Here is a 14,765-nt window from a genome sequence, read left to right as displayed (position 1 = left end):
GGCGTATGCGGTATTTTACAAACCAGTGATACCATTACAAATGTTACTTCTAATATTTGAATAAAAAACAACATGCCTCATCTGTTTTCGCCATTAAAAATAAAAAATATTGAATTTAAAAACCGTATTGTGGTATCGCCCATGTGCGAATACTCCAGCCGGGATGGGTTTGCCAATAACTGGCACCTGGTGCATTTAGGTAGCAGGGCAGTAGGTGGTGCAGGTTTAGTTATTACCGAAGCTACTGCTGTAGCCCCGGAAGGCCGTATTAGTTATGGTGATTTAGGGATTTACAACGACGATCATATACCCAAACTAAAAGAGATAACCGATTTTATACATGAGCATGGCTCTGTAGCCGGTATCCAGCTGGCACATGCGGGGCGCAAAGCCAGCCAGGACCTCCCATGGGATGGTGGCAAACAAATACCATCAACCGCTGAAAATGGATGGCAAACACTTGCACCAAGCCCAATAGCTTTTGAAGGTAGCCCGGAAACACCACTTGAATTGGATAAAGCAGGCATAGAAAAGGTTAAGACGGATTTTAAAGATGCTGCTTCAAGAGCAAAGAAAGCGGGCTTTAAAGTAATTGAACTACATGCTGCACATGGTTATTTACTTCACCAGTTTTTATCGCCTTTAAGTAATAAGCGTACAGATGAGTATGGGGGCTCGTTTGAAAACAGGATACGTTTGGTATTAGAGATTGTTGAAATAGTACAGCAGGTTTGGCCTGTAGAAAATCCACTGTTTGTACGTATATCTGCAACCGACTGGACCGAAGGTGGCTGGGAAATTGAAGATTCTGTAGCGCTGGCAAAAATATTAAAAGATAAAGGAATTGATTTGGTTGATTGTTCGTCTGGTGGCAACGTATTAGCTAAGATTCCATTAAAGCCGGGTTACCAGGTTGAGTTTGCTGAAGCCGTACGCCAAACAGGCATGCTAACCGGCGCAGTAGGATTAATAACAGAACCAAAGCAAGCTGACGATATTATACAAACCGGACAGGCAGATATGGTTATTATGGCGCGCGAATTTTTACGCGACCCATATTTTCCGCTGCGTGCCGCGCATCAGCTTGACCAGGAAGTTAAATGGCCGGTACAGTATGAACGGGCTAAATGGCGCAAATAAGCTGTAGGTAAATTAAAAACAAACCCTATTTTTACAATAATAAAAAACTTAAATAACTATGAAACGCACAGCAAAAGCACACTGGAACGGAACCCTGCAAGAAGGCAAAGGCGAAATTTCAACTCAAAGCACTACACTTAACAATACCCAGTATTCATTTAAAACACGTTTCCAGGAAGGTGTGGGTACCAACCCTGAGGAATTAATTGCCGCCGCACACGCAGGTTGCTTTACCATGGCCGTTGGTGCCGAGTTAACTAAAGCAGGATTTACCCCAGGCGATTTGACAACCGATGCAGTTTTAGATCTGGACATGGCAACATTAAGCATCACTAATATTCATTTAGAATTGAAAGGTTCGGTGATTGATGGTGTATCTGAAGATCAGTTTAAACAAATTGCCGAAGGTGCCAAAGCCAATTGTATTATATCAAAAGCATTAAGTGTGCCTATTACTTTAGGCGTAAACTATCAGTAATAATTATTAAAATTAAGATGGGATAGGTAGAGACACCATATGGTGTCTCTATTTTTTTGCCCTTAAATAATGCCACCAAAAAATTCAGGCATTAATTTACGCCTACTGCTTTTTTACGGCTACGGCTCCATAGCTGCCCCTTGTGTTTGGTAGGTATATTGTCGCCCAATAATTTACCCCAGGGTTTAAGGGTATCAATACGGTCGAATATTATTTTTAATACGGCTATGAACGGTATGGATAAAAACATACCTGATACACCCCACAGCGCATTACCCAATAATACCACCACGATGGAAATTAAAGCATTGATCTGCACTTTTGATGATACGATGCGTGGCACTAAAATATTATTATCAATAAATTGAATAACGATATAAGCACCAACAACACCTAATTGTGTACTGTAACCATCTTTAGTGATAGTAGCCATTATAACCGGCAAAGCAATAGCAATAATACCCCCCAGGTAAGGTATCAGGTTTAATATGGCGCCTAAAACGCCAATTAATAAACCATACTTTACACCTAATAACATCAACGCTGCCGAGTTCATGGCGGCCACAATGATGGTTTCTATTAACAAACCTACTATGTAGCTCTGTATGGCTGTTTTGGTTTCCTTTAAAACTTCTCCTACTTTCTTAGAGTTTTCTTCCGAGAAAACCTCGTAGAAAAAATTAAGGATAAGCGTTTTATAAAGCATCATTAAAAAAATATAAACCGGTAATAAAACTACAATAGACAGTACACCTAATAAGCCGCCCAATGTTTTACCTAGTATAGCCGGGGCAGTATCTAATGCTTCTTTAATCATTTTATCCTGCTTTGTTATAGGCACGTTAAATGTAGCGGCAAGCCAGCTTTTCAAATCAGCGGTTATTACGCCAAATTTTTCTTTAAGCATGGGTAACGAATCGGTAAACTGAGCAATTTGGGTGGAAAGGAAATACAATACCCCTGCTACTCCTATAACCGCTATAAGCAATGATAAAAGGATAGAAAAAATTTTAGGTATCCCAAATTTTTCAAAGCGGTTACTCAACGGGTTTAGTAGGGTGGCTAAAAAAGCAGCAAATGCTATTGGCACCAATATGTCTGCCAGTTGGGCAAATAAATATATTACCAATATTAAACCAAATAATATGACGGTGCTTTTTAAATAAAATGGATATTCTTTAATTGCCATTGCCTGATTAATAAATGCTATCAAACAAAGCAAAATTGAGGCGCATTGTTTTAAAATATTGCATAGATAATTTAGTGCTTTAAAGATGTATTAAATGTCAAACTAAAATTTCTTTACCTATAGCAAATGTTTTGATATAACTTATGTTTTAGTTATCTTGACAGGCGAAACAATAGCCCTCCCGGGCCAGCCTAAACCTTATCACTTATGCCAGCTATTATAAGACTAAAGCTTATAAAAAAAGCCTTGCCATGTAAACTGGCAAGGCTTTCGCTTTAAATTTGTATTTCGGGCTAACTCAACAAATTTTTCCAGCTAACCAAATCGCCAATAATTTTATCTAATTTGTCGGCAGCTACGCGCTCTTGTTTCATGCTGTCGCGATGGCGTATAGTTACGGTATTGTCTTCTAAGGTTTGGTGGTCAACCGTGATACAAAACGGCGTACCAATAGCATCCTGACGGCGGTAACGTTTACCAATAGCGTCTTTCTCTTCGTATTGCAGGTTAAAGTCAAGCTTTAACTTATCCATTATCTCGCGGGCTTTTTCAGGCAAGCCATCTTTTTTAATCAACGGGAATATAGCCGCTTTAACAGGAGCCAAACAAGGGTGTATACGTAATACCGTACGGCTATCTTGTTTCTCATCAATGCTCAGATCTTCTTCTTCAAAAGCGTTAATCATCGTCAGTAAAAACATCCTGTCTAAACCAATTGAAGTTTCGATCACGTAAGGGATATAGTTACCATAAGGCTTGCCGTCAGGGCCCAGTTCGGGGTCAAAATATTGCATTTTTTTGCCCGAGAATTGCTGATGCTGGCTCAAATCAAAATCGGTGCGGCTATGTATACCTTCCACCTCTTTAAAGCCAAATGGGAACTCAAATTCAATATCATAAGCTGCGTCGGCATAATGAGCTAACTTGGTATGCTCGTGATAGCGGTATTTAGCGGCATCGGTACCTAATGCCAAATGCCATTTTAGGCGGGTCTCTTTCCATTTTTCAAACCACTCGGCTTGTGTGCCGGGGCGTACAAAAAATTGCATTTCCATCTGCTCAAACTCGCGCATACGGATAATAAACTGGCGGGCAATAACCTCGTTACGGAAGGCCTTACCAATTTGTGCAATACCAAACGGAATTTTCATCCTGCCTGATTTTTGCACGTTCAAATAGTTTACAAATATACCCTGGGCAGTTTCGGGGCGAAGGTATATCGTGTCAGATTCGTCAGCAATAGCACCTACTTGTGTGCTAAACATCAGATTAAACTGCCTAACTTCCGTCCAGTTAGCTGTTTTTGACAGCGGACATGTAATGTTTTGCGCTATAATTAACTCGCGCAGGCGGGGTAGGTCCTCGGCTTTAAGGGCGTTGTCCATTTCAAGTTGAAGTTCTTCGGCCTCGTTGGTTTTACCTTCCTCGTCAAGTTTGGCTATTTTATCTTCCAATAGCTGATCCGCGCGGTAGCGTTTGTTTGAGTCTTTGTTATCAATCATCGGGTCGCTAAAGCCATCAACATGGCCGCTGGCTTTCCATATTTTGGGGTGCATAAATATGGCCGAATCAATACCTACAATATTATCATTCATCTGCACCATGGCCTTCCACCAATAGGTTTTAATGTTGTTCTTTAGCTCGGCACCGTATTGGCCGTAATCATAAACAGCACTTAAGCCATCATAAATCTCGCTGGAAGGAAAAACAAAGCCATATTCTTTGGCGTGTGCGATAACATTTTTAAAAAGCTCGTCGGTATTTTTACTCATAGTGCAGCAAAGATATATTTTTTTGATTTTGGATGATGGAATTTTTGGTGCAATAATTGTGGCTTACTGAAAAATTTATAATGTATGATCAGACCCTTATTTTTAGGTGTAGTTTTATTGGTTGCTGTTAGGGCTAACGCCCAATTTGCCGATAGTGAAAAAAAATCGCCGGTGCGGACGCTTACTTACCAGCAATATAATGATTACCTGAAAGGCGAAGCAGGTAGTGACATGGCCATGGTGGCCGAAATTAATCATTACCCGATGCCTGATAAGGTGCTGAAGTTTAAAAAGGAACTGGACCTTAGCCCCATCCAAATTAAAAATATTGAAACCGCTAATACCTATATGCATCGCAGAAGGCTGGAAATAGGCGGATCAGTAATTAGTACAGAGCGGACATTGGATAGCCTGTTCCGTAACCATAAAATGGATGATGGTAAACTTATTTTTTTTACCAACCGTTATGGTTTATACCAGGGCGAGTTAAAAAATGCCATTTTACAAGCTTGTTTTGCTACCGAAAAGCAGCTTACACCACAACAAATTAAGCGGTTTGAAGCTTTGCAAAAACCTAATTAGCAATATGCCGTTGGTTTTATTTAATTTAGCGCCCTCATTATTCATAATTGTATGAAGATTAGTTTTGATTTTGAAAAGCCGATAGCTGAGTTAATACAGCAGATAGAAAAAGTAAAGCAGGTTGAAGACAAGAACAAGTTGGATATGACTGCAACTGTTGTTGAACTGGAAGCTAAACTGGAGGCAGCAAAGCAGGAAATATATGGCAACCTTAACGGTTGGCAAAAAGTGCAGATATCCCGCCACCCGGAAAGGCCTTACACTTTACAGTACCTGGAGCTGATGTGCGATGATTTTATTGAATTGCACGGCGACAGGACAGTAGGAGATGATAAAGCCATTATTGGTGGGTTTGGTTCTATCAACGGACAAACAGCGATGTTTATCGGCCATCAAAAGGGACGTAACACCAAAGAGCGCCAGTATCGCAATTTTGGTATGGCCAATCCCGAAGGTTACCGTAAGGCATTAAGGCTGATGAAACTGGCCGAGAAATTTAATAAACCCGTTATTACTTTAATTGATACCCCGGGAGCATTTCCGGGTTTAGAGGCTGAAGAACGCGGACAAGGCGAAGCTATTGCCCGTAACTTGCTGGAAATGTCCATACTGAAAGTGCCAATAATTTGTGTGGTGATAGGCGAGGGTGCATCGGGTGGTGCATTGGGTATTGGTATAGGCGATAGGGTGCTGATGCTGGATAATTCATGGTATTCTGTTATATCACCCGAAAATTGCTCGACCATATTGTTTAAAACCTGGGAACAAAAGGAACGCGCTGCAGAAATGCTGAAACTGACCTCGACAGAGATGTTGAAGAATAAGCTGATTGACGGTGTAATAAAAGAACCACTTGGTGGCGCTCACCAGGACCCAATTGCTATGGCAACCATATTAAAGAAGCAGTTATTAAAAGATTTGAAGGTACTTAAAGAACGCGATATTAACGAGTTAGTTACCGAGCGTATAGACAAGTTTTGCGCTATGGGTGTGGTTAACGAAGGATAATAATATTTAAAGTATCAATAAAAAAGCAGCTTCCTTACGAAAGCTGCTTTTTTTGTTTACAGTAGGTGTTACTTACTGCCCGCTACTCACATTAAATTTTTGTTCGTAACTTTTAAGTTCCTGCGTTACTTGTTTATATAACGCCGGATTATTTTTTTGCGATAAGGCTAACAACCCGTTCAATAACGACATGCTCAGTTGAACATCACTATCTTTCACATCAATTTTGCCATCCTGGTACAAGGTATAGTTATAATTTAATGTACTGGTTACGTATTGATGTACCTGGTTAATTAATTTATCGGCTACGCCTTTTTCGTTTACTTTATAAGCCGCTTCGCTTAAATAGTATTTTCTTATGATCGCGTCGGATGTTGGTACCAGATCCGGCATTACCTCCATGTATTTTTTCAAAGCATTTTTTGCCAGGTCAGTATGGCCCTCTTTTGTCAGGTTCTCAACCAGGTTTAAATATATACGTGTTATTAGCGGATAAAACATGGTTATTGATTCATGATCCAAATATTTGGCATTTTTCATATTGCCCCATTTAAACTTAGTCATGATGTTGTTATACATCTGCAAGGTATTGTCGGCTTCAAGCACCGCGGTTGTAGTGTCAGGTTTTAAAGGCATCAACCTAAAGGCAAAACCTTCATTGTACATATATTTCTCCATCCCAATCATATTTTCATTAGGCATGGTAACCGTAAAGTACACCGGTCTTTTCCAGTTATTGTGCGCCAAAATATCTAACAAGGCCAAATTGTCTTTTGCTACATAGTTGCCCGGATATTTAAATTCCATAACCGGCGTTATCTGGTCCCTTTTTGATGCAGGTACCGCGCCGTTTTTTATAACCTCATCGGGGTTAATAGTTATCTTAAAGTTTTTGGTTGGCAGGTAATTGATCAGTTCGCCGCTTTCCATTTGGGCCTTGGCATCTTTATTATCTGAAGTCAAGAAGTCAAATATTTCCTTCACTTCTATTGATTCATCAATCTTGGCATCGTTATAATACAATACATCCCGCACGCCCGATTTAAATTTATCATCAGCCATAGTGATAGGCAAAGGCTCGCTCTCGTTCATTTTTTTCTTCATCTGGCGGATGTACCAATCGGTACCCAACAAACTCAAATTTACAATACGTACATCCGGGCGCACATTTTCTACCTCCTGTATATACCACAACGGGTAGGTATCATTATCGCCATAGGTAAATAATATAGCATTTGGCGCGCACGAGTTTAAGTAGTTATAGGCCATATCATGCGCGGTCATTTTTTCTGAGCGGTCGTGATCATCCCATTCCTGGCAAGCCATTAATGCAGGTACAGCCACTAAACAAACCGCCGTTGACGCGATAGCTGCCAGTTTTCCGTTAGCTTTTTTGCTGATAAAATCGGCAATAGCTAATACACCCAAACCAATCCAAATGGCAAAAGCATAAAACGAACCGGCATAGGCATAATCACGTTCACGAGGTTGCAGGGGGTCCTGGTTAAGGTATAATACAATAGCTAACCCGGTAAAGAAGAACAATACACCTACAACACCGGCATCGCGCTGGTTACGTTTAAAGTGATATATAACACCAAATAATCCTACCAAGAAAGGTAAAAAGTATAAACGATTATAGGATTTACTTTCCAGCACAGATTCGGGCCATACTTTTTTAAAGTTTAAACCGCTGGTCCAATTACCATCTGGTCCGTCACTGCTGGTTTGGCCATCAAACTCGTTGGTGCGGCCAACAAAGTTCCATAAAAAGTACCGGGTGTACATTTGGTTAACCTGCCAGCTAAAAAAGAATTTCATATTAGTAGCAAATGATGGACTTTCGTTGCCCAGATCTGTCCAACTCCTGTAAAAAGAATCATGTCCCGGTTTTTGGCTAAACATACGCGGGAAGATGGTATTACGATCATAAATCGTTTTTAATTTGGTACCGGCTACCTCGTATTGTTTTTCGCCGCGGCGGTATATTTTAGCACCTTCGGTTTGATCAATAGGTTTCGAATCAAAATATTCGCCGTACAATAATGGGGTGTCTCCATACTGGTCGCGATTTAAATAGCCGTTTAATGCAAAAGCATCCTGCGGATCGGAGTTGTTTAAGTTAGTACCAGCCTTCGCCCTGATCACGATCATTACAAATGAGCTGTAGCCAAATAAAATAAAGGCGGTACAAACTAAAAAGCTGTTTAAGGCAAAGCGTTTTTCGCGTATTTTAACTACATACTCCAATAAAGCTACAATCGCGATAGCGGCAATAAAACCTATTATACCGCTGCTAAGCGTTAATAACAAAACAAAGCTTGCCGTCGCTGTAATAATGGCCGGTACCGATGTGGTTGTGGTAAAATAAATACCCGCTACAACTACAGTGATTAATAAAGCAAAGAAAACAATAGCGCCGGTACCAAAGCCCAAACCCAGGGTGTTTACAAAAAACAGGTCGGCAAAGGCAGCGCCTTTAACCGTAAATTGTATAATACCCCATAGTACTACACCAACAATAACGCATCCTAATAAAAACACATTGATAGTGCCTTTGGTAGTAATGTTTTTTGATTTATTAAAGTAAATCACCAACGCTATTGCCGGTATAACCAACAGGTTTAATAAGTGTATACCTATTGACAGGCCCATTATGTAGGCAATAAATACTATCCATTTATTAGCATTAGGCTCATTTGCATGGGCATCCCACTTTAATACGGCCCAAAATACAATAGCGGTACACAATGATGATTGTGCGTAAACTTCGGCCTCAACTGCCGAGAACCAAAATGTATCTGAAAAAGCATAAGCCAGCGCACCAACCATACCCGCACCAATAATTAATATGGTATTGGTTGTATTTAGGTCTTCCGCTTTTTTAACTAATAACTTTTTAGCCAGGGCCGTAATGGTCCAAAATAAAAACAATATGGTTGCCGAGCTTGATAGGGCCGAAGCCATGTTTGCCCAGTAAGCTACCTTAGTGGAATCGCCCATTGAAAATAAGGAAGCAACCTTGCCTATCATGGTAAACAAAGGCGCGCCCGGCTGGTGTGCTACCTGCAGGCGGTATATACACGCAATAAACTCGCCGCAATCCCAAAAACTGGTGGATGGCTCTAAGGTTAAAACATAGGTGATGGTGGCTATAAGGAATGCTACCCAGCCAAAAATATTGTTTACTTTATTGTAATTCATTTCAAAGATTTTTTGAAAAATTATGGTTATTGCCGACGAAATTAATAAAACTATGCAGATGTTTTATGTTATAGCCTTTGTTTAACACATTTTAACTAATTTATGCCTGATAAATAAGTTATATACTTTTTTAAAATTGGGTTTTAAAGTTTAAAAAATCGTCTTATATTTGCATTCCTTTTCAGAGCATATGTTTTGAAGGAGGAGATTGCCTGATAGTATAATGGTAGTACGACGGTTTTTGGTACCGTTTGTCTAGGTTCGAATCCTGGTCGGGCAACATTCTAATTTCGGATTTCGAATTTTCGATTTCGGATTTACTCCGAACGATGTTCAAATCCGAAATTGTTTTTTAATAGGATTGATAAATTCAAAGTTATAAATCCGAAATTCGAAATAAAAAAAGATGCCCTTACAGTTTAACACGGTTAAATTATTTGCAGGTTCAGGCTCCATACAGGTGGCCGAGAGCATTGCAAAAGCTTATGGCCAGGAATTGGGGGATATGGCGGTGTCGCGTTTTAGCGATGGCGAATACCAGCCGCATTTTAATGAAACTGTGCGTGGCTGCGATGTGTTTTTAATACAATCAACCCACCAACCTACAGATAATTTAATGGAGTTGTTAATGATGATTGATGCCGCTCGCCGTGCATCTGCTCATTATGTAAATGCCGTTATACCTTATTTTGGATTGGCCCGCCAGGACAGAAAAGACAGACCGCGTGTTGCAATTGGGGCGAAGTTGGTTGCTAATTTATTGGTTGCTGCAGGTATCGACCGTATTATGACCATGGATTTACATGCGGCGCAAATACAGGGTTTTTTTGATATCCCGGTAGATCACCTGGATGCTTCAATTGTGTTTGTACCCTATATAAAAAGCCTGGGTTTGGAGCAAATAACCATTGCTTCGCCGGATATGGGCGGATCATACCGGGCACGTAGCTTTGCTAAGTTTTTTAATGCCGAGGTAGTAATTTGCGATAAGCGCCGTAAACGCGCCAATGAAATTGAATCAATGACATTGATAGGTGATGTTACCGATCAGGACATTGTATTGATTGACGATATATGCGATACAGCCGGTACATTGGCTAAAGCAGCCGGATTAATTATGGAGCGTGGTGCACGCAGTGTTCGCGCGGTATGTACACACCCGGTATTATCAGGTAATGCTTATGAAACTATTGAAAAATCGGCATTGACAGAATTAATTGTTACCGATACTATCCCATTAAAGCGCCAAAGCAATAAAATAAGGGTATTATCAACTGCCGATTTGTTTGCAAAGGCAATTACAAACGTTAACGAACACGGATCAATAAGCCAGTTATTTAAGGTAGATTGATAGGTAGCATATAGTTAATAGTTCATAGTATACCATGAACCATGATCTATCAACTATGAACTAATTAGAATAAGAACTTATGGTAAGCAGGTCAACAAATGATCGATGAACCATGAACTAACAATAAACAAATAAATAAAAACAATGAAATCAATTGCTATTAGCGGTTCTCCAAGAGAGAACGTAGGGAAACGAGACGCTAAAGAACTGCGTTACCAATCATTGGTACCTTCAGTACTTTACGGTGGGCCAACCCAAACCCACTTTGCAGTGTCCGCAGCTGATTTGAGACCCGTAGTTTATACTCCGGATGTTCATTTCATCGACCTTGACATTGCTGGTGTTAAAACACAAGCTATCATTAAAGACATTCAGTTCCATCCGTTAACTGAGCAGATCATCCACGTAGATTTTTTACAGTTAGATCCTGCTAAACCGTTAACTATGGAGATCCCTGTACGTTTAACAGGTACTTCTCCGGGCGTTAAAGTGGGCGGTAAATTAGTGCTTAAACTGCGTAAATTACGTGTTAAAGCATTACCTAAAGATCACCTGGACAACATTGAAGTTAGCATTGCAGAATTAGAAGTAGGTAAATCGGTTCGTGTATCTGAAATAAACATACCTAATTTAACTATTACTAATGCTGCCGAAGATACTATCGTATCTGTAACCACTTCACGTGCGTTACGCCAGGCTGAGCAGGAAGCTGCAAAAGCTGGTAAGTAATTAGCCCCCCAGCCCCCTAAAAGGGAGTATGGAGCAGTTTATAATAGCGATGACATTGTCATCGCTATTTTTGTTTAAATGTAATATCTTCGTTCACTCAGCCGGTCTTGCTTCGCTCGACCACCCTTTCTACTGCAAGCGGTAAAGAGGGGGTTAATTAACGCAACAACCCTCTTTACGCCAAAGGCGAAGAGAGGGTCGACCAGCGTAGCGTAGTCGGGGTGAGTCAATAGACGATGGTAAATGAGCATCAGACCTTATTTTAGTAAATTTTTTAAGAAAGCTGCACCGGCTGCAAAACCGGTTCAAAGCAACAGTGGTATGAAATATCTGGTAGTTGGTTTAGGTAATATTGGTCCCGAGTATGCAGATACCCGGCATAATATTGGTTTTATGATATTGGATGAGTTAGCTAAGCAGGAAGGGGCAAAGTTTAGTAATATGCGGCTGGCCTATTATACCGAAGTGAGCCACAAAAGCCGTACCCTGCATTTAATTAAGCCAACCACCTACATGAACTTAAGTGGCAAGGCGCTTAATCATTGGATGAAGGAACTGAAAATACCTATTGAAAACGTGTTGGTTTTGGTAGACGATATTGCATTACCATTAGGCACCCTGCGTTTAAAGCCAAAAGGCAGTGCAGCGGGTCATAATGGACTAAAAAATATTGAGGCCACTTTGGGTCATAACAATTATGCACGCCTGCGTTTTGGCGTAAGCGACAACTACCCCAAAGGCCGCCAGGTTGATTATGTATTAAGCGGATTTGATGAGGATGAGAAACCTGAATTGCCTGCATTGATAGATAGATCAATAGAAATGATCAAAAGCTTTGCCACCATTGGTACAGAGTTGACTATGACCAAATACAATAAATAACTCCCTATGAAAGTTTACGGCATACCCAATTGCAATACAGTTAAAAAGGCGTTAGACTGGTTCAAGGCTAACAACGTAGCTTATGAGTTTCATGATTTTAAAAAGCTGGGTGCACCTGCCCAAAAGCTGGCAGAATGGAATAGCAAAGCCGGATACGAAAAGTTTATGAACAAGCAGGGGCTTACCTGGAAACAGCTGGATCCGGCTGTTAAAGATAGCATCAAAACCAAAGCTGATGCTTTACAATTATTAGCGCAAAAAACAAGTATGATCAAACGTCCGGTGATTGAGGATGGTGATTTTTTGTTTTTTGGTTTTGACGAAGCCGCTTATCAGCAGCATTTTAAGGGTTAACCCATTAATTGACCGGCATTTTTTATAAATTTACGGCAATTAACAATTAACTGATGAGATTTAACAGATTTGCCGGTATAGCACTGGCCTTATTTGCTGGGACTACTATTGCCCATGCACAGCGCGCTCAGGATATCCCTGCCGAGTTGGACGCTTCAAAAACCAAATACGATTATCACGAATTATTCGCCCCGTTTTTTTATACCAAAAACGGAAATGAATATCGCGCGGCTTCAGGCGAACCGGGGCCAAAGTACTGGCAAAACCGTGCCGACTATCAACTGTCAGCAAAGTTGAATGATCAAACTAATGAAATTACGGGTACCGAAGTTTTAACCTATACCAATAACAGCCCGCAAGCCCTGGGTTTTATTTGGATGCAACTGGATCAAAACTTATTTAAGCAAGATTCAAGAGGTACAGCTATTGTGCCCGTATTGGGCAGCCGTAATGCAGGTAAAGGCCAGGTATTTGATGCAGGTTATAAAATTAAATCGGTTAAATTACTTAATGGCACTATAGCTACCGATGTAAAGTTTTTAATAAATGATACCCGTATGCAGGTGTTCTTACCAAAGACTATAGCTCCGGGGGGTGGACAATTGAAATTAAAAATAGAGTATTCATTTATATCCCCTGATTATGGATCGGATCGTATGGGCATCATGCAAACAAAAAACGGTAAAATTTATACTGTTGCACAATGGTACCCGCGCATGTGTGTATTTGATGATGTAATGGGATGGAACACTGTTCCATATACCGGGCCGGGTGAGTTTTATTTGGATTATGGCGATTTTGATATCAGTATTACTGCCCCGGCAAACCACATAGTAGTATGCTCGGGCGAGCTGCAGAATCCTTTAGAGGTTTACACCCCTGCACAGCAAAAGCGCTGGGCACAAGCAGCTGTAAGCAATAAAACGGTGTTGATCCGTTCGGCAGATGAGGTTACCAACCCTGCATCACGCCCGGAAGGCAAGGCTCAATTAACCTGGCGTTTTAAATTACGCAATGCCCGCGATGCTTCATGGGGATCATCAGCCGCGTTTATAATTGACGCTGCTAAAATGAATTTGCCAAGTGGTAAAAAGGGGTTGGCTATATCAGCTTATCCTATTGAAAGTGCTGCTGATACAGCCTGGGCACGTTCAACCGAATATGTAAAGAAATCTATAGAGTTTAACTCCAAAAAATGGTTTGAATACTCTTATGGCAACGCTACCGCGGTAGCCGGCATAGTAGGAGGCATGGAATACCCTGGTATTGTATTTTGCGATGCCAAACGGGGTAATAAAAGATTATGGTCTGTTCATGACCACGAATTTGGCCATAACTGGTTCCCGATGATAGTAGGCTCAAACGAGCGTTTATACGGTTGGATGGACGAAGGTTTTAATACTTTCATCAACACCCTGTCTACAGAAAATTTCAATAATGGCGAATTTAAAGCAGCTAAAGCTCCTGATTTGCAAGCTTTATCCGCAAGGTATACTCCTGAAAGCATGGAGCCGGTTTTAAGTTATCCGGATAACTTAAAAGAAAAAAATAATGGCACATTATTATACTCAAAACCGGCAGCGGGTTTGGTTTTGCTGCGCGAACAGGTATTGGGCCCTGAACGTTTTGACCGTGCCTTTAAAACCTACATTGATCGTTGGGCCTACAAGCACCCAACCCCTGATGATTTTTTCCGCACCATGGAAAATGTTGCGGGCGAAAGCCTGCAGTGGTTTTGGCGCGGATGGTTTGCCAATAACTGGCGACTGGATGTTGCGGTGCGTGATGTAAAGTATATTGATAATGATGCTACAAAAGGCGCATTGATCACCATCGATAACCTGGATAAAATGGCCATGCCTGTAACGCTTGAAGTTAAGCTGAGTAGCGGTAAAACAGATCGCGTTAAGTTGCCTGTTGAGATATGGGAGCGCAATGTAAGCTGGACATTCAAGTATCCATCAACCGAGCAAATTGAAACGGTTACTTATGACCCGGATAAAAACATGCCCGATTATAATCCTGCCAATAACGTTTGGAAAAAATAAAGCAGAAGCCCGTTAACAGCCGGGTTTT

The 14,765-nt window shown here is 40.8% G+C and carries 12 protein-coding genes and 1 tRNA gene; 10 read left to right on the top strand and 3 right to left on the bottom strand.

Features of this window, described 5'->3' with window-relative positions; genetic code table 11:
• The first annotated feature begins 72 nt into the window (after positions 1–72).
• Together namA and ACYVJ6_RS11050 are read left to right on the top strand one after the other, a co-directional pair.
• Positions 73–1,140, top strand: a complete 1,068-nt coding sequence (namA, locus tag ACYVJ6_RS11055) for an NADPH dehydrogenase NamA (protein WP_460694122.1) — start codon at positions 73–75, stop codon at positions 1,138–1,140.
• A 58-nt stretch (positions 1,141–1,198) separates the two neighbouring features.
• Positions 1,199–1,618: an OsmC family protein gene (locus ACYVJ6_RS11050; RefSeq protein ID WP_460694121.1), complete on the top strand. Its 420-nt coding sequence runs from the start codon at positions 1,199–1,201 to the stop codon at positions 1,616–1,618.
• A gap of 91 nt (positions 1,619–1,709) precedes the next feature.
• Here ACYVJ6_RS11050 and ACYVJ6_RS11045 read toward each other — a convergent pair whose 3' ends face one another.
• Positions 1,710–2,807 carry an AI-2E family transporter gene (locus tag ACYVJ6_RS11045; RefSeq protein ID WP_460694120.1) on the bottom strand — a complete coding sequence of 366 codons (1,098 nt, stop codon included), beginning with the start codon at positions 2,805–2,807 and terminating at the stop codon, positions 1,710–1,712.
• A 293-nt stretch (positions 2,808–3,100) separates the two neighbouring features.
• On the bottom strand, positions 3,101–4,579 hold the full coding sequence (locus ACYVJ6_RS11040; RefSeq protein WP_460694119.1) for a glycine--tRNA ligase: 1,479 nt from the start codon (positions 4,577–4,579) through the stop codon (positions 3,101–3,103).
• 84 nt (positions 4,580–4,663) lie between these two features.
• Here ACYVJ6_RS11040 and ACYVJ6_RS11035 point away from each other — a divergent pair, with 84 nt between their 5' ends.
• A complete protein-coding gene (locus ACYVJ6_RS11035; protein ID WP_460694118.1) occupies positions 4,664–5,161 on the top strand; it encodes a hypothetical protein in 498 nt (165 codons plus the stop codon).
• Positions 5,162–5,212: 51 nt separating this feature from the next.
• The gene (locus tag ACYVJ6_RS11030) at positions 5,213–6,169 is read left to right on the top strand and encodes an acetyl-CoA carboxylase carboxyltransferase subunit alpha (protein WP_460694117.1); all 957 of its coding nucleotides are present in this window, start codon (positions 5,213–5,215) and stop codon (positions 6,167–6,169) included.
• Between the two features lie 72 nt (positions 6,170–6,241).
• Here ACYVJ6_RS11030 and ACYVJ6_RS11025 read toward each other — a convergent pair whose 3' ends face one another.
• Positions 6,242–9,373 (bottom strand): protein O-mannosyl-transferase family, encoded by a 3,132-nt coding sequence (locus ACYVJ6_RS11025; RefSeq protein WP_460694116.1) that lies wholly within the window; start codon positions 9,371–9,373, stop codon positions 6,242–6,244.
• A 209-nt stretch (positions 9,374–9,582) separates the two neighbouring features.
• Between ACYVJ6_RS11025 and ACYVJ6_RS11020 the strand changes: the two genes are divergently transcribed.
• The 6 genes from ACYVJ6_RS11020 (at position 9,583) to ACYVJ6_RS10995 (ending at position 14,737) form a co-directional block, all read left to right on the top strand.
• A tRNA-Gln gene (locus ACYVJ6_RS11020) sits at positions 9,583–9,653 on the top strand.
• A gap of 126 nt (positions 9,654–9,779) precedes the next feature.
• Complete coding sequence (locus ACYVJ6_RS11015; RefSeq protein ID WP_460694115.1) at positions 9,780–10,724, top strand: ribose-phosphate pyrophosphokinase; 945 nt, start codon at positions 9,780–9,782, stop codon at positions 10,722–10,724.
• A 144-nt stretch (positions 10,725–10,868) separates the two neighbouring features.
• Complete coding sequence (locus ACYVJ6_RS11010) at positions 10,869–11,453, top strand: 50S ribosomal protein L25/general stress protein Ctc (protein WP_460694114.1); 585 nt, start codon at positions 10,869–10,871, stop codon at positions 11,451–11,453.
• A 321-nt stretch (positions 11,454–11,774) separates the two neighbouring features.
• Complete coding sequence (gene pth, locus ACYVJ6_RS11005) at positions 11,775–12,335, top strand: aminoacyl-tRNA hydrolase (protein ID WP_460694626.1); 561 nt, start codon at positions 11,775–11,777, stop codon at positions 12,333–12,335.
• A 6-nt stretch (positions 12,336–12,341) separates the two neighbouring features.
• Positions 12,342–12,689 (top strand): Spx/MgsR family RNA polymerase-binding regulatory protein, encoded by a 348-nt coding sequence (locus ACYVJ6_RS11000; RefSeq protein ID WP_460694113.1) that lies wholly within the window; start codon positions 12,342–12,344, stop codon positions 12,687–12,689.
• A 53-nt stretch (positions 12,690–12,742) separates the two neighbouring features.
• Positions 12,743–14,737, top strand: a complete 1,995-nt coding sequence (locus ACYVJ6_RS10995; RefSeq protein ID WP_460694112.1) for a M1 family metallopeptidase — start codon at positions 12,743–12,745, stop codon at positions 14,735–14,737.
• Positions 14,738–14,765 lie beyond the last annotated feature (28 nt).

The sequence above is a fragment of the Mucilaginibacter puniceus genome (assembly GCF_054783175.1).
Note: the sequence above shows the minus strand (reverse complement) of the source record. Positions and strands in the feature narration are given on the sequence as shown.